Raw genomic sequence first — 16,086 nt, forward strand, 5'->3', positions numbered from 1 at the left:
CTCAGATAGCTCTCCGGTTGAGGGCTGTGTTCACTTGGACATGGAAGAAGCATAGAAGAATGTATTCTCATAGTTAACGAGGTAGTTACTATTGGTAATTCATGTTGATGGAGAAAGTTTGACCATTCCCGATGTTGTGAAAGTGGCAAAGGAACATGTCGAAGTTTCCTTGGATGAAGATGCAAAACAAAGGGTAGTCCGAAGTCGCGAGGTGGTTGAAAAAGCGGTGCAAGAGGGGAAAACTGTGTATGGCGTAAACACCGGCTTTGGTGACCTTGCCCGTGTAGCGATTGAAGAAACCGATTTGGAGAACCTACAGGTCAATCTTCTCAGGAGTCATAGCTCTGGGGTTGGCCCCCCTTTTTCGACTGATATCGTGCGGGCCATGATGCTTTTGCGTGCCAATGCATTGGCGAAAGGTTTCTCAGGTGTACGGCTAGAAGTAATCGAGACCTTGTTGGCTATGCTCAATTGTGAAGTCGTCCCCATAGTACCACAAAAGGGGTCTGTAGGAGCTAGCGGAGACTTGGCTCCACTGGCTCATATGGCACTTGTGCTGATTGGGGAAGGTGCTGCAGAGTACAACGGGGAAAGAATGGAGGGAGCTAAGGCATTGGAATTGGCGGGAATAGAACCCATCAAACTCGGTGCGAAAGAAGGGGTCGCTCTCATCAATGGAACTCAACCAATGACTGCTATTGGCGTTCTTACGGTTCATGATGCTCTCACTCTGGTCAAGGATGCGGTTATCGCTGGGGCTATGAGTCTCGAAGCACTTCGAGGTACTCGAACCGCCTTTGATGAACGTATTCACAAAATCAGGCCGCATAGTGGGCAGATTGCAATTGCCGATGCACTGATGAGAGTGCTTAGAGACAGCGAAATTAACCAATCGCATGCAGACTGTGGAAAGGTTCAGGATGCTTACTCCCTGCGTTGCTCCCCCCAGGTTCTAGGAGCTTCACTTGATGCAATTGAATACGTGAAGACGGTTCTGGATACCGAGGTTAACTCCGCTACAGACAATCCCCTCATTTTTCCTGAGAATAACGATGTATTGTCTGGGGGAAACTTCCATGGTCAACCGATTGCATTGGTAATGGACTTTCTATCTACTGCACTCTCCGAAATTGCTAGTATCTCCGAGAGGCGTATTTACCGTCTGACTGACTCAAAGGTTAGTGGTCTTGCTCCTTTCCTCACGGAAGGCAGCGGCTTACAGTCGGGGATGATGATTGCTCAATATACAGCCGCCGCACTTGTTTCAGAAAACAAGACACTCGCACATCCTGCAAGTGTTGACTCAATTCCAACGAGTGCTGGACAAGAGGATCATGTCAGCATGGGGACAATCGCAGCTAGGCATGCATATGAGATTCTGGATAATGTGAAAACTGTGGTAGCTATCGAGTATCTGTGTGCAGCGCAAGGGTTGGATCTCCTTGCACCTCTTCAGCCGTCTAATCCGTTGAAAGCTGCACATAAAACCATCCGCAAATTCGTAGATCGTCTTCATGACGATCGTTCTCTCACTAATGACATAGAACAGATTAGAAATCTTATGGATTCCAGGAAAATAGCTTTAGCTGTGGAGAGCGAAACTGGGTCGCTCTTAGGTTAGGAGGTAGCGATGTCTGCTATTCATGAAGCTTTATTTGCCTAGCCTTGCCCTTGCTAATTGTTTCTAGCTGAGCCAACACATTGGCTTTACTGATTGGTGTGTGTTCCGTATTGCCTGAAGATGCAAATCATGAATTAACAAAAACCATGGAGCAATACCTAGAGACAATATACGATTTGCAGAAGAAAGACGGATTTGCCACGGTTACTGACATTGCAGAAGCGCGCGACGTGAAGGCTCCCAGTGTAACATATGTTCTCCAGAAGCTTGGTGATGCTGGGCTTGTCAACTATGAAAAATACCGTAGTGTAACATTAACCCCCAAAGGAATGAAAATCGCAGAGCGTCTTGAGCGCATACATGAAATCCTTAGATGGTTCTTGAAGCTTATAGGTGTTGATGACGAGATTGCTGATGAAGACGCCTGTGAAATCGAACATATAGTTCGTCCGGAAACGGTACAGAAACTAACTCAATTCGCTGAATGGGTTAAGGGTGCCCCGAAAAGCCCCAAGTGGCTGACCCACTTCCGGGAATACCAGGAGACAGGAACACGATCTTCTGAGTGTGAGGAAGGGGACTAGAAGCCTCGGATTTGCCATATACTCATGGACCAAGTTTTGTGTTTACAATCTGCCCATTTGCAAGTACAGTGTGGGTGAGATTCATAGCAAATCGATAGGATAGATACTCAGGATTTGGGCATTCGAGGATAATCATATTTGCTGTCTTACCTACTTCAATACTCCCCAAGGTTTCTTGACGATCTATTGCATGAGCCGCGTTTATTGTTGCAGCGGATATGGCTTCTCGTGGATGCATCTTCATTTTGTAGCAAGCAAGGGCGATTGTGAAGAACATTGATTCATTTGCACAATTCGGATTGAAATCCGTAGCAAGTGCTACAGGCAGCTCCATTTCAATCATGTTGCGTGCATCTGCATACTCGGTATCAAGGCTGAATGCTGTAGCCGGAAGAAGAGTGGCTATTGTCCCTGACTTTTTCATTGCTTCTAGGTCCGATTCAGCCGCTTGGAGAAGATGATCCGCTGAAACAGCTCCAAGTTCTGCTGCCAATCCTGCACCACCAAGGTGGACAATTTCATCAGCATGGACTTTCAGTTTCATTCCAGCTTCTCTTGCTGCTTTTAGAATTCGTCGCGATTGTTCTATATTGAATACCCCTTTTTCACAAAACACATCACAGAACTCAGCAAGATTATTTTCATTAACAGCTGGTATCATCTCATTGACCACCAATTCGACATAATCCTCGGTTTGTCCCTTGTACTCTGGTGGAATTGCGTGTGCTCCAAGGAATGTCGGAATGACTTCCATTGGCATTCTCTGATCTATGTCTTTGACAGCCTCGAGTATCTTCAGCTCGTCCTGTACGTTGAGACCATAGCCACTTTTTGCTTCTACTGTCGTAGTACCGTGTCCGAGCATGTTATTGGCATAGCTGAAACCATTCTTGCACAATACTGCACGACTTGCCTTTCGCGTTGCTTTTAGGGTGTTGAGGATTCCACCACCTGCTTCCAAAATCTCCATGTAGCTCTTACCCGCGAGCTTCATCGCAAAATCCTTCTCACGGGACCCCCCGAAGACTAGGTGCGTATGGCTGTCAATGAAACCGGGTAGAGCTAGCATATTGGGGAATTCAAGCTTGTCCACGTTGTCACCCTCAATCTCTGATAGAACATCCTTCGTTGAACCCACTGCAATGAATTTACCATCCTTTACCGCTACTGCACCATTTTCGATAATAGAGAGATCTTCGAGATCTTCGCCTTTTTTCGGTTCTGTGCTGTTTCCTTGCAGTGTCGCAAGCTGGCCAATGTCTGTTAATACAAGGTCGGGCTTCATTCAACTCATCCGATTGTGTTTGTAAAAGGACCTAGATGAGCATTACGCTCGCTTTCCACCAATAGTGTTAAAGGAAGATTACTAGAAATCCCCTAACATATTATCCCAGGTGGACCAAATACAATGGAATATCTCATTCTTAGCTGGCAAGAAGTATACAACCTGACCCTACAGCTATCTGAGCGGGTTGTTGATAGTGGATTCAAACCGGATGTTATCGTGGGTATTGCCAGAGGGGGCTGGATTCCTGCCCGGATACTCTCAGATGTTCTTTATACAAATACAATGTGGAATGTACGGATCGAATATTACTCCGATGTTGGAGTTGCTGGTCGAGAACCAAAGATAACTCAGCCTATATCAGTATCCATAGAGAACAAAAATATCCTATTGGTCGATGAGGTTACTGATACGGGGGACACTCTTGAGCATGCTATTCAGCATATCGAAGCCCTCGGTGTCAAAGAAGTACGATCGGCTGTACTCCATCTCAAACCTGGCTCGAAAATCAGGCCGGATTACTTCATGCGAGAAGTTGAAGCTTGGACGGTGTATCCTTGGGAGCACCGTGAATCTATTATCGCATTGGTAAAGAAGTTCAAACAAGAAGAACCCGAGTTCTCAATGCAGGAGATTCGCGAGAAACTCGTATTCGAAGTAGGTTTTGAACCAACTACGGCTGATTACTTCATCAAGCGACTCTGACTCGTAATGGAGTTGAATGGTCTGTTGATTGAGATTCTTGACTATAAAGACTGGAAATGTACGATTGGTATAGCCGAGCTACAGAATGAGCACAGTCTTTCTAAAGATGATTTTGTAAATTTGGCGTCTAGATTGGTTGATAATCTCTTGATTGTCCAGTTCATGAGACCCGACTTTGTTGCGGGAACTGAACATCTTCTTTCGGCATCACAGAACGCTCTTAATGCTTGGAAAGGAGGGTATATGATTAGCAGAAATTTGGATATCGAGGTTGTACTCTATACGTCTGCTCAACGGCAAATAGATGACGCCTTACAGGATATGGGGACTATTGATGGGCTGGAAACCGTTGCCCTGGTCATAATGGGCGAGTCAGAGAAAAATGTGAATGACTGTATTAGCCGAGCTCAGGAAGCTGTGGGCCCAGAAATCAGTCCGCCATTCAAACTGAGTGAGAAAAGAATCAAGCGAGTTCGTGAGCATTTCGGCATTACCGAAACGGAAATAGAAGCAATTACAACCTCAAGGGATTTACAGGATAGATATGAGGCGGTTATCGCAGCTGTCGTGAGCAGAGTTTCAATGGTTGCCCTTGAAGCATAGCCTAATGCATCGGCAGATATCTTTCATTCCTCTTCCCGCATTGGCATTATCGACAATATATCCTGCTCTTCCTTCAAAATAGAAACTCCTGTTTTCTCTCCGATGACCTCGAGCCACACTATCTTGTCTGGTTCTTCTAGGTCAACTTCGTTATTGAAGACTTTTGCCACTTCATTGACGATTTCCATATGATCTAAGTCAGAATGCCGTTTCCTCACAGTGACGCGGAAAGTTTCATCCTCTTCCATTTTGTCCTGCAGTTCCTCTGCAGCTTGTACCATTTTCTCAATTTCAGACTCAACACAGATTTCAAGGGGGGTGAACTTGATAGCGAAACGGAACTGGAAGGGGTTCTGTTCAGCAAATTCTTCCAGCTTGTGTACTACTTGAAACGGATTTAATGATGTCTTGCATGTTACAAGTCCAGATACGTTAGTCTTTTCTATATCCAGATTCTCGTCTTCGAGCAAGTCACCAATGAAATATTTGACTTCAGAAATCGCAGCCCGCTCTCTGTTTCGGGGAGTGCTGACTAACAGATTGAAATCTTGCAAACAATCCCTCACATTTCTGGGTGAATGATACGTGCCGTCCAGTATCTCAATGCGTCTGTATCGACTTTAAGACTATTACTTAATTCCTCTATACTCAATTCCCCCTCACGATAGACCTTGATATCACTGCCAGATACACCGACTATGGTTGAACTTTCGCCTGCTTCGGATTCTCCCCCATCCAAGTAAAGATCGATATCATCGCCAAGTTGTTCTTGTGCCACTGAAATATCGAATGGGGTTTCGCCTCCGTGCCTGTTAGCGCTCGTTCCCACAATTGGTCCCCCAAGCTCTTTGGCAATACCCCGCGGAACCACGTGATCTGGCACACGGACTGTAATCGTAGTCCTTTTCCCTGAGACGTATTCAGGGATTTCTTTCTTAGCAGTAACCACAAGTGTAAGTGCTCCTGGCCAGAAGAATCTGGCGATAATATGCTCAAGATCACCAAAATTATGATAATCTTTCACTTGTTCGTAATCCGAGAATAGTAGCGGAACGCCAAGGTCTGGGTCTCTTTGCTTGACATCAATTAGCTTTTCAAGCGCAGTTTCGTTTGTTGGATCACACGCCAGGCCGTAGCATGTATCGGTAGGATACACTACCAACCCTCCTGATTCAAGAACCGAAGCTGCTTCTTCTATGGCGGAATCTATATCATCCACATCTGATACATCTAGGGTTCGTGTTGTCAAGGAAAATCCCTGCCTGTACAGTGACAAATTGGTATATGGCGCTTGTGTTTATGATGGACATTTGTATTTCAGCAATAAGTGATGTTTCGACCTGAATCACTCTGGTTTGCTATTATCGTACACTCAAATAAAAAATATGTCTTATAAGAAGGCTACCCAGTATCTCAAGAGTGTTCTGTGTTAGAATGCTTTGTCCGACATACCTTCAGGGGGCTTAGAAATCAGAGCGGTAATACTTGCTGCAGGAAAAGGAACACGACTAAGACCTCTTACAAATGACTTGTCTAAGGCCTTTGTTCAGATTGGCGATAAGACCTTGGTTGATGTATTGGTTGAGAACTACGAAGCGGCAGGGATTACGTCTCTTACTGTGGGAGTAGGTTGGCAGGGAGATGTGCTTCGGAGTCATCTGGAGGAACGACAATCCGCAATGGATATTGAAGTTGTTGATGTTCCTGATTATGAAGACGGTCCTCTAAGAACATTGACAACGACCTTGAGGACCGTTGAAGACGAAACCGTGATTGTTGGACCTGTAGATCAGCTCATGGATGACAATCTCGTGAGTAATGCATTAGAACAGTATCATGACAAGAAGTCGCCTGAAGACATTATTCTCCTAGTTGACCTTTCGACCAAGAAAGGAACTCAGGTGTTTTTGGACGAGGCTGGATTAGTTGTTGGACTTGGCACCCCTCTACGAGACTACGATTCGACGGCGTGCTCTGCTATGTTGATGATTATTTCGAAGAGCAGATACCGCACATTCATTGAGTCTGCTAACAAGGGAGTTCCAAAAGTATCAGAGGCATTGAATCAACTCATCACTGAAGGCGCAAAGGTAGGCCATATCCCCATAGAAGGAACCTGGTTTGACATTGATACCGTTCATGACATACTGCAGGTAAATCGGTTTGTGCTTCGTCACATGCAAGAGTCTGTGAATGCACCAATCTCTATTCGTCTTGGTGACACCATGGAATTCGGTCAATCAATCGCACTTCCTGCTGAAGTATTCGTAGAATGTGGGGTTTCATTGCATGGGCCAGTATTGGTCCAAGAGAACTGCAAAATCGCCAAGAATACTATAATTGGCCCAGATGTTGTGATAGCAAAAGGTGCAGAAATTGGAGCAAATTGCAGAATAGAGAATACAACTCTCTTTAAGAATGCAAAGATAAGGAAAAATACGAACATACAAGATGCAGTAGTATTTGATTCTGAAGTACTCTATTCGGAGGAATAAATGTGTCTCCCAGCAAGTGGCGATTACGAAAAATATTCAGAAGACCTGTACTTGCTGCAGCACGACCCCTAGCTAGGGCGAATATCTCCCCGAATTCAATTACTTATCTCGCGCTTTTCGTGTCCATTATGGCTTTTCTGTCTCTAAACTTGAATGAAATACAGTGGTTGTATGGCATTCTGGTTTTCCTAGTTGGATTTCTTGATGGTGTGGACGGTGCAGTTGCTAGACTGGAAGAAAGGGCATCAACCCAAGGAGCTTTCATTGACTCTGTAAGCGATAAGATTTCTGAATTCATTATTCTTCTTACAATTGCCATTGCATATCCTTCTCAGACGATATTCGCACTGTCCGTCCCATTGTGGGTGCTGCTAGCTACCGTCGGTTGGTTAATGACGAGCTACACCCGATCCCGGGCAGAATCTTTAGGCATTGAAGATCTTGATGTCGGGCTTGGGGCCAGATCAGAACGCCTTATGCTTCTGGTTATCTTTGCAGTTCTGCAATTGTTGTTATACGGATTGGTTGCAGTAACGCTGCTAGGAACCTTGACTGCAGCCTATCGTTTCCATCATTATTCATCTCTACTGGAAGCCCCTCCAGTTGAAATCTGATTTTCGCAGTTCATTTGACACACCTACCATCACGTTTAAGAGCGCCGTCAGATAGCCGTTGCCAGAAATCAGTGGAGACCCCGTCTACAATGGCAATTTTCAGAGCAGATCACTACATTACCGCGGAACTAAAGGAAACAGATTTGGAGACCGATGGCAAAAAAGTTTTGGACGCTTTAGAAGCCATACCTGAAATCAAGGATCTTGCTTTAGTCTCACGGAAATTTGAAGGTAAACGCTGGGCTGAGATATCAGGTCGTATTGCAATTCCTGAGGGATCAAAGGCTTTCTGGGGAATGATAAAGAAGGAGGTTACTGATAGAGAACCCTATAATCTCTTTGTCAGAGTAGATGTGAACGCTGAAGCTGAGACAATCGATGCAGCCAGAGAGAAGGTAAAGAACTGGATTGAAACAGAGATCGTCCCACACATTGAGAAGAACGTCGATGTGAAGAAAATACATGTCCAACAGCCATCAGATGTATACATGCCTGATTTGAATTAGCCATCCTCAATTTGGATAATACTCAAGTGATGACCGGCTGCTTGAGCTATCTCGATTTTTCCATCACCAGAGAGATCACCACAGCTTACCATGGAATCAGCACATTTGCTCATTGCCTTGATCGAAGCTTTCTGAACCAATCTTCGTCCATCCAATTCGAATAATGTAATCAGAGAATCAGCGTGGCTGACTACCAGATGCCCTGTACCTTCAGTGTTTGGTAGAAGATTGCCAATGTACAATGAGGTTATTGCTTGAGGTGCAGTAAGCCCGTCAAACTTGTCAAACCCCTTCTCCGCAATGGCATAAAGACCAAGATATTTCTCCTCTGACACAGAAACTATCTCATCTGTGCCATTCCCAGTGATATCACCGGTGGCAACCAGTTCTACACTCCCTTTGGTTTCTCTTCTGAGCAATTCATGCAATCGATCGTCAGCGTATTTGTACGCATAGATGTTTGCGGATTCATCTCCAAAAACGAACCTGTTGTATGGCATTCCTTCAGATTGTAGCGGAACCATAGAGAAAACAGGCATGTCAACTACCTTGTGTGCAAGCTTGTCTAGACAGCCGTCAAACCAACCATAGCACCTGAGGGCTTTGTCATTGGAACTCACAAGAACTTCTTCTGCTGGTGTTCCTGAAAGGTTCGTGATACAGATACCTGTTGGTAGTGTCCCCACTGGTGTTTCTGCCCGGAGATCCAGCTCACCATCTATGATCGATAGAACCCGCAGTTGATTATCAAGACTACCGATGACGAAATCTGTAGTCTCATTGCCATCCACATCTCCCAAGGCTAATGCTGAGTGTGGTGGGAGATCATGGGCCTTGTACTTCTCATCGTATGCTTTGGATTCTATATCTTGAAAATCAATTATCCTGATATCCCCGCCCATAGTTGACATGACAAGTGACTGTACTCCATCACCATGTATGTCGGCTATTTCGATACCAGTCACAACTTCCTTAAATGGAATCTTGGCTAAGATATTCAACTTGGGCATATGGTGAAAACCTCAAGATCGGCTGGTTATCAGGTCTTGTGGACTCCAATTTAAGAATTGTCCGGACCGTTGCTATGAATCTACTCTTTGCTTTCTGATATCGTTATTCCTTTTGTTGTGTGTTTATAAGTTTCTAGCAGACATTCAACCTCGGGATGCTTTCTGTCTGGCAAACCCCGCAATCTCCGTTAGTTCTTGCCTTACAGATAGAGAATCTGAAACAGACGATCAAAAATGAACAATACAAATCCGAATCTTAGCTCTGAGTGGAATACAACCCCTGTACAGTTGAGTAAGGAGCTGGAATCTTTCATTGAGGAGTTTGGCTCGTTTACTCCCGAATGGTTTATTGAGGTGAAGTTCCATCTTCTGAAAGACTCGGGCCTGACTTCCACTACAAGAGACGAGCTGTGCGATGTATCAATTCATGGGGAATTCTGCAAGAATTGTGATCTTCTCTACAAAGCAAAAAAGTGCAAATTATGGTATCAGCTCTTTGACCTTGTAACTTGGAAAATAGTTCATAAAGCACCACCTTGCATCCGATTGGCTTATGCAAAGAACAACATACGAACCGTTGTCAATTTTCTAACTGCGGCGAATCTAATTGACCCCCCTTTTTACTCGGTACGGTCTGCTCCCTCATGCAAAAGCCTACGGAGGTGGGGGTACTGTAATCCGAATCGTTATTGCCGAGCGATGACGACAGATAATACCCTGGAATATCAAAGAGCAAGAACAAAAGTACAACATAATCGGGCAATTGAAGAGTAGCACTTGCTGCAATCTTCTTCTCAAGTCCATGCAAAACATACCGTCTTAAATATCACCTCACTACATCTCTCTTCTACTCAGCTTACTCGAATGCCTGCATTTGCCGGAGAAATGATTATGCGTGACAGTGTAGATAGGGATCTTACACGACTCATTCGAATCACGGGTATGCGAGGGAAGGCTATCACCTCCGCTAAGGCATCCGGTGGTGAGAAATGGAAAGCGGTTCAGAATCGGTTGGAAGCCCATAGCGAGCTGATTGCCATGGGCGAATCACATACACGACAGAAAGCTATCCAAGATCCTGTTCATGGGCCGATACTTTTCGAGCCTTGGGAACTGGACCTAATTTCTTCCTGGGAAATGCTACGACTACGTTTTGTAAAGCAGCTTGGGCCAGCACACATGGTTTATCCAGGAGCAACACATACACGCTTCCAACATTGTTTAGGTACAAATTACCTTGCCCAGAAATGCATCGGGGTTGTCAATTATTGTGATGATTTGGATACTGCCAAATTTCATCCACTTTCTCGCCTTTTAGATGAATATCATCAAAAGATATTCCGGGCAACAGCTCTGCTTCATGATATAGGCCACCCACCGGCATCACATACCATTGAATTTGCATTACAATCCTATGCTAATCTGACTCATGTGGATCTTGGTGAGTACCTTGTTCTAAACAGCAGCATCACGGAGATTCTAGAGAACCACGATATTGAGCCATCGAAGATTGTTGATATCCTACAGCGAAGAACCAACGACCCGAAAATGTTGTTGATTGCTGATTTCTTGGATAGCCCACTGGACCTGGACAAAACCGATTATCTAATTCGTGACGCTCATTTCAGTGGTGTGCAGTTAGGTGTATTCCCGGCTGAAAGAGTGATGCTAACCAATCGGGTAGTACAGAATCGCGAAGGGCGTTATCTCCGGGCTTTCATGCTCAAGGCGCTTCACTCTTTGGAAGCGCTCATACTCAGTCGAAATTGGATGTTTAGCGACCTGTATCTGCATCATGCAGTAAGAGTTGCTGAAGCCTTATTGTCAAAGGCAACCTACTTCCGAATGAAGGAGGAGGATTTTTCACTGAATGAGTGTGTGGGTCTATTCACCAGAATGACCGATGAGGATCTTTATCGTTGGCTTAGAGAATCTGAGATTGACTTTGTTCGAGAATATGCTGCACGTTTTCGCTATCGTCGTTTGTTCAAAGTTGCTGTGGCTAGGCCCTTGAGTGCTTTTGCACCCCATATCGAAGATAATCTCTTGTCTCTGAATGAGGATATTGACGCACTTATTGAAGCTGAGCAGCAGCTATCTGAAGAGCCGGGGTCTGTTATTCTCGATGTTGTTAAACCCGAATTGGGAGAGAAGACTTTGCGGAACATACCCCTCTTAGTTGGAGGAGAGAAAACAGGCCTTGAAATCTTGGATTTGGAAGATACAGAGGAGGGAAAACCCCTAGCACACGCTATTGCTCAGCAAGAACGAACCATTCCCTCAGTACGAGTTTATACTTCGCCTCATATGATTGATGAGATACGAAACAGGTTTGATCGATTATATCCTGTTTCTAACAAGAACATGCATCGACAGGATGAGTATGATATGTATGAAACTTGAATAGAAGCCACGCAATACTAGATAAGAGAAGCATATGCTCGTTTCTTGGTGCATGAAAACTAGCTTATCGAAGAATATGTGTTATTTCTCTTTCAACCGTATCAAAACCATGTTCAACATAGATGATACCATATACCGCCTCTAGCAATGTGCCTTTGTCATGTTGCATTTCTGCATCACTAGGATATCCGGGATCGAAATGAATTCTATATTCATAGAGTCCCCAATCATCACAGATGTCGGCGAGATGCTCATTCGAAACGATATCTGCTCTGCGTTGTGTCAGCATTCCTACGTCAGCAGCAATGGGTTCCCATAAGTAGTGCAGTACCGCCATATCTATAGCAGCATCTCCTACCAGTGCAAGTGCTTGTGCCATTTCGGGGAGATTGATTAGATTCTCGAAATCTTGGTTTGACAAGGGGCAATTCCTATCATAGCGATATTCGGTTTCGAGCTCGAGGAATATGTTCTTTGTACTGGGCTGAAACATGCCAATTTGAAGGAGTTCACTATCCCTGAAATCGATGTCTAGCTCATTCTCCAGCCTTGGTCCAAGTATCTCTTCTATCTCAACAAGCTTCGATTCAACTTGCTGTATTGATTCATCCCACCGATCAAGCTTGTCGAGAGTTCTAGTGTTTCTTCCAGGTGTTTCTTTTCGCTTCTCGTGAATCATCGTTTGGATTGTGTGTATCTTCTGTTTAAGGCCAATCTGTATCCAATCGAGCTGGTGAATCGGTTGCTTCGAACTCAAGGCTATCCTCTCGGAATTAACTGAAATGTGCGGAATTCCCCTCTTTCTGTTCTATCTAGGTATACAGCTTCAAGTGAATAGTCTGATGCAAGCATAAAAAGAGCTAATACGATGACAGCCGGGCCCATGGACACGTCGACAATCAAATTGTATTTCTTCATGTCTTGGAGAGCAATCTTTTCTATATGTTCGTAGATGCCTTCCAGATTCCCGTGTCCTTCTACCACGGTACTGTGTAGAAGGGTGTCTGGTATTTCATGCCATGTAGTTTCCCACGATCCATCACAATCATTGGGAATGAATCTACTCAAGCTCCTTTGGACCCCTCTGGAGAAACGACGCTCGCTGACGAAAATCCTGACTATCTCAACGTTTATTCTTTCATCCCTGCTTAGCCACTTGGCAAGAGGCCTTTGGTCATCTGGCATTGCAATAGATGTGATGAGAATATTGGGCCTGGGAGACCTGAGGACTTTCCTAACTGGGTGAATGGCTTCGGGAGAAAGCTGGTATACTCTCTTTCGCCCCTCCTTGGAACTGGATATCATTCCCTTTTTCTCAAGATGTTTGGTATTGAAGTAGAGTTTGGGATCCGTGACTTTCACTTCATCATCTTTATCACCTTGTCGGGCAATTATGTCTCTCCTTATTGCCTCTCTGAGTTCACTTCCTGTCTTCTTTCCCCCTTCTAGCTGCTCTAGAATGATTCTTCTGACGGGAACACTCTCTATTTCTTGGCGAATAGCTGCTTCTGCAGTTTCCACGAACATAATGGATGCCCATTCTTACAACAAATATATTACCTATATATGATATTGCGATGTCCTCAGGAAATACACGACGCACGTATGCTGGTATTACTAGGAGTAATACCCGGCAAATACGGGTTTTAGAGGGGCTCTAGGAGCATTCTGTGAATGTTGTCGAGATGGACGCATCACGAAGTGTTTACTGGTTCTGTGATGTATATATACATCATATAGATATTGTAAATAATGGGCGATTTATCGAAAGCATGCAAACAAGGCTTAAATACGGCATTACAGACTGTTTACTCGCAAATGGTTTTGGAAATCCTGTTCTAGAACATATCAAAAAGCGAAATAAGGAGACTGATGAATTTGGCGGAAGACGAGTACTTGGGCGCGAAGCCCATTGTGATTGATAACGGTACAGGCCTGAGTAAGAACGGATACGCGGGCGAAGACCAACCCCGTAGTGTTTGGCCTACACTGATTGGCTACCCCCGATACGAGTCAATAATGACTGACGTTGACCATTACACTCGGGACTACTACATCGGTGAAGAGGCAATCAACCTACGTGGTGTCCTTCGACTGGTATATCCTATTACCCACGGTGTGATTGATGACTGGGATGCGATTGAGAAGATATGGTCTTACACTTTCTATAATGACTTGAAGGTCGACCCCAGCGAGAATCCGGTACTGCTTACTGAAGCACCATTCAACCCACGAGAAAACAGAGAGCGCATGGCATCTGTCATGTTTGATAATTTTGGAGTTCCTGCAGTTTATGTGGCAACACAGGCTGTCCTATCACTCTACGCATCGGGCAGAACGACAGGACTCGTTATTGACTCGGGAGATGGTGTTACTCACATTGTACCTATCTACGAGGGCTTTGCTATTACTCATGCAATCAGGCGAATCGATCTGGCAGGTCGTGACATAACGGAATACCTCCGGAGACTCCTGAGACAGCGTGGTTACACCTTCGTAAGTGGTGCAGAAAAAGAGATTGTGAGAGATATCAAGGAGAAGCTTTGCTACGTCGCACTTGATCCTGAGAAGGAAAGACAGGTTGCTGATAAGGCCGGCGTAGACAAACCGTACATGCTGCCTGACGGTGAGACTATTACCATCGGCGCAGAGCGGTTCCAGGCACCAGAGCTCTTCTTTAATCCGAGCGCAATTGGACTTGACACCATCCCGATGGATGATCATATTGTCGAGTCAATCAAGCAGTGTGACGTTGACTTGCGACGTGAGCTTTATGCCAACATCGTATTGTCTGGTGGTTCAACCATGTTCCCAGGTCTTAAGGAGCGACTCCACAAGGAGGTTTCCGAACAGCTACCTGAGAACCTCGAGGTTCGCATCATTGCACCTCCTGAGAGACAGTACTCAGTTTGGATTGGTGGCTCCATCCTTGCTTCTCTGAAGACCTTCCAGAAGATGTGGGTCAGCAAGAAAGAGTTCGAAGAAGCTGGACCGGAAGTCATCCACCGCTGTATCTGATACAAGGCAAATAGTTTCAGAAGGACGGGCTGCAATGCCCTCCTTCAACTTTCATTTTTCTCATCTGTTGTTATTGATTGTTTCAGCCTTTCCTTTTTCTTTAGAATGACAAGAACAACTGAAACCACAACGGCTCCTAGTATGGCTATCGCAATTTGCTGGTTATTGAAAATGACGAATTCACATAACGAAACTGAGGAATCCAAAGGATCGAAACCGTGACAGTATTCCCATGTATCGGGTATGGAATCGCCGTCCGAATCACGGGCTGTTGAATTTGTGCCAAGAGTATCCTCCTGAGAATCTGATAATCCATCGAAGTCCTCATCGATATCTGCGAGGCTGTGTGTATAGCTGAAATCTCCAGTTCCCCCTCTGTTACTCCAGTAGAGGTTCTCCCCGGATGCTTCCGGTTCAATAGCATATCGAATATCGCTAACTGAATCCTCTGCTCCACCTAATTGTTCATGTAAGTTCCAAGAATTCCTCCCAGAGTTTGGGAGTACACGCCAGAGCTGATTCTCCGAAGGCAATCTGATTCCCATCAAGATCTCCGAAATGACCTCCTGCTTCTGTTATGATGGGCATTAGCGGAGCAATATCCCACAGTTCCATGACCGGGTCTAGCATAGCATCTGAACGCCCAGTTGCTACAAGCAAGTATCCGTAGGCATCTCCCCATGTCCTAAGGAAACCGGCCTTTGTTGAGAGCTTGTCAAAGAGGACAGGCCTATGTCTTGCAAGTGAGACTACATCAGTTACCTGTACCCACGCATCTGCAAGCGAATCTGTGTTTGATACCTGACATGCTTCACCGTCATGAAAACACCCTATACCTATCCCGGCTGCAACGGTTTCATGGAGCGGCGGAATATGAATGACCCCTAGAAGCGGCTCGTTTTCATACTGAACTGCTATCAGAACCGCATACAGAGGCACCCCACGAACAAATGACTGTGTTCCGTCAATAGGATCAATAATCCATCTGAAGGGGGAGGCCGTCGTTTTGTCATCATACTCTTCTCCAAGAATCGAATGGTCCGGATATGTCATTTCTATGGTATCCCTAATCATCCTTCCAGCTTTCTTATCTGCTACCGTCACAGGAGTTTTGTCCTCTTTTCTTTCCACTTTGAAGGATCCCCGAAAATACTCAAGTGTTAACTCTCCGGCTTCTTCAGCGCTCCTCACTGCGAAGTCAAGTAGTTCCCGTTTGTATTTGTCATCAATCATGATAGATTC

At 45.0% G+C, this 16,086-nt stretch carries 18 protein-coding genes; 10 read left to right on the forward strand and 8 right to left on the reverse strand.

All coding sequences use genetic code 11. The features are described from left to right. The first annotated feature begins 91 nt into the window (after positions 1-91). Both hutH and GF309_02585 read left to right on the forward strand, forming a co-directional pair. Positions 92-1,621, forward strand: coding sequence for a histidine ammonia-lyase (hutH, locus tag GF309_02580; protein MBD3157652.1), 1,530 nt, complete (start codon positions 92-94; stop codon positions 1,619-1,621). A gap of 110 nt (positions 1,622-1,731) precedes the next feature. Next, complete coding sequence (locus GF309_02585; protein ID MBD3157653.1) at positions 1,732-2,205, forward strand: metal-dependent transcriptional regulator; 474 nt, start codon at positions 1,732-1,734, stop codon at positions 2,203-2,205. Positions 2,206-2,227: 22 nt separating this feature from the next. Here the strand turns inward: GF309_02585 and GF309_02590 are convergent, their stop codons facing one another. Next, positions 2,228-3,490 (reverse strand): imidazolonepropionase, encoded by a 1,263-nt coding sequence (locus GF309_02590; protein ID MBD3157654.1) that lies wholly within the window; start codon positions 3,488-3,490, stop codon positions 2,228-2,230. A 123-nt stretch (positions 3,491-3,613) separates the two neighbouring features. Here GF309_02590 and GF309_02595 point away from each other — a divergent pair, with 123 nt between their 5' ends. Together GF309_02595 and GF309_02600 are read left to right on the forward strand one after the other, a co-directional pair. Continuing rightward, complete coding sequence (locus tag GF309_02595; protein MBD3157655.1) at positions 3,614-4,195, forward strand: phosphoribosyltransferase; 582 nt, start codon at positions 3,614-3,616, stop codon at positions 4,193-4,195. A gap of 6 nt (positions 4,196-4,201) precedes the next feature. Beyond that, positions 4,202-4,798 (forward strand): hypothetical protein, encoded by a 597-nt coding sequence (locus GF309_02600; GenBank protein ID MBD3157656.1) that lies wholly within the window; start codon positions 4,202-4,204, stop codon positions 4,796-4,798. 23 nt (positions 4,799-4,821) lie between these two features. Here the strand turns inward: GF309_02600 and GF309_02605 are convergent, their stop codons facing one another. Together GF309_02605 and GF309_02610 are read right to left on the reverse strand one after the other, a co-directional pair. Further along, complete coding sequence (locus GF309_02605; GenBank protein ID MBD3157657.1) at positions 4,822-5,403, reverse strand: hypothetical protein; 582 nt, start codon at positions 5,401-5,403, stop codon at positions 4,822-4,824. After that, positions 5,361-6,074: a threonylcarbamoyl-AMP synthase gene (locus GF309_02610; GenBank protein ID MBD3157658.1), complete on the reverse strand. Its 714-nt coding sequence runs from the start codon at positions 6,072-6,074 to the stop codon at positions 5,361-5,363. Before GF309_02610 ends, GF309_02605 begins: the two co-directional genes overlap by 43 nt. 163 nt (positions 6,075-6,237) lie before the next feature. On the opposite strand from GF309_02610, the gene GF309_02615 reads away from it, so the two are divergent. The 3 genes from GF309_02615 (at position 6,238) to GF309_02625 (ending at position 8,413) form a co-directional block, all read left to right on the forward strand. After that, positions 6,238-7,293, forward strand: coding sequence for an NTP transferase domain-containing protein (locus tag GF309_02615; GenBank protein ID MBD3157659.1), 1,056 nt, complete (start codon positions 6,238-6,240; stop codon positions 7,291-7,293). A 2-nt stretch (positions 7,294-7,295) separates the two neighbouring features. Next, positions 7,296-7,907: a hypothetical protein gene (locus GF309_02620; GenBank protein MBD3157660.1), complete on the forward strand. Its 612-nt coding sequence runs from the start codon at positions 7,296-7,298 to the stop codon at positions 7,905-7,907. Positions 7,908-7,996: 89 nt separating this feature from the next. Then, positions 7,997-8,413 (forward strand): hypothetical protein, encoded by a 417-nt coding sequence (locus tag GF309_02625; protein MBD3157661.1) that lies wholly within the window; start codon positions 7,997-7,999, stop codon positions 8,411-8,413. Here GF309_02625 and GF309_02630 read toward each other — a convergent pair. After that, positions 8,410-9,423: a hypothetical protein gene (locus GF309_02630; protein ID MBD3157662.1), complete on the reverse strand. Its 1,014-nt coding sequence runs from the start codon at positions 9,421-9,423 to the stop codon at positions 8,410-8,412. The two genes, GF309_02625 and GF309_02630, sit on opposite strands and share 4 nt — an antisense overlap. A 234-nt stretch (positions 9,424-9,657) precedes the next feature. Between GF309_02630 and GF309_02635 the strand changes: the two genes are divergently transcribed. Next, a complete protein-coding gene (locus tag GF309_02635) occupies positions 9,658-10,197 on the forward strand; it encodes a hypothetical protein (protein MBD3157663.1) in 540 nt (179 codons plus the stop codon). Positions 10,198-10,287: 90 nt separating this feature from the next. Then, complete coding sequence (locus GF309_02640; GenBank protein ID MBD3157664.1) at positions 10,288-11,826, forward strand: HD domain-containing protein; 1,539 nt, start codon at positions 10,288-10,290, stop codon at positions 11,824-11,826. 64 nt (positions 11,827-11,890) lie between these two features. Here GF309_02640 and GF309_02645 read toward each other — a convergent pair whose 3' ends face one another. Together GF309_02645 and GF309_02650 are read right to left on the reverse strand one after the other, a co-directional pair. Beyond that, a complete protein-coding gene (locus GF309_02645) occupies positions 11,891-12,583 on the reverse strand; it encodes a hypothetical protein (GenBank protein ID MBD3157665.1) in 693 nt (230 codons plus the stop codon). A gap of 2 nt (positions 12,584-12,585) precedes the next feature. Beyond that, complete coding sequence (locus GF309_02650; GenBank protein ID MBD3157666.1) at positions 12,586-13,353, reverse strand: hypothetical protein; 768 nt, start codon at positions 13,351-13,353, stop codon at positions 12,586-12,588. 345 nt (positions 13,354-13,698) lie between these two features. On the opposite strand from GF309_02650, the gene GF309_02655 reads away from it, so the two are divergent. Continuing rightward, complete coding sequence (locus tag GF309_02655; GenBank protein MBD3157667.1) at positions 13,699-14,844, forward strand: actin, cytoplasmic 2; 1,146 nt, start codon at positions 13,699-13,701, stop codon at positions 14,842-14,844. A gap of 44 nt (positions 14,845-14,888) precedes the next feature. On the opposite strand, the gene GF309_02660 is transcribed toward GF309_02655, so the two are convergent. Beyond that, positions 14,889-15,389, reverse strand: a complete 501-nt coding sequence (locus tag GF309_02660; protein MBD3157668.1) for a hypothetical protein — start codon at positions 15,387-15,389, stop codon at positions 14,889-14,891. Further along, positions 15,310-16,077: a histidinol phosphate phosphatase gene (locus tag GF309_02665; GenBank protein ID MBD3157669.1), complete on the reverse strand. Its 768-nt coding sequence runs from the start codon at positions 16,075-16,077 to the stop codon at positions 15,310-15,312. Before GF309_02665 ends, GF309_02660 begins: the two co-directional genes overlap by 80 nt. Positions 16,078-16,086 lie beyond the last annotated feature (9 nt).

The organism is Candidatus Lokiarchaeota archaeon, from assembly GCA_014730275.1.
Taxonomy (GTDB): Archaea; Asgardarchaeota; Thorarchaeia; order Thorarchaeales; family Thorarchaeaceae; genus WJIL01.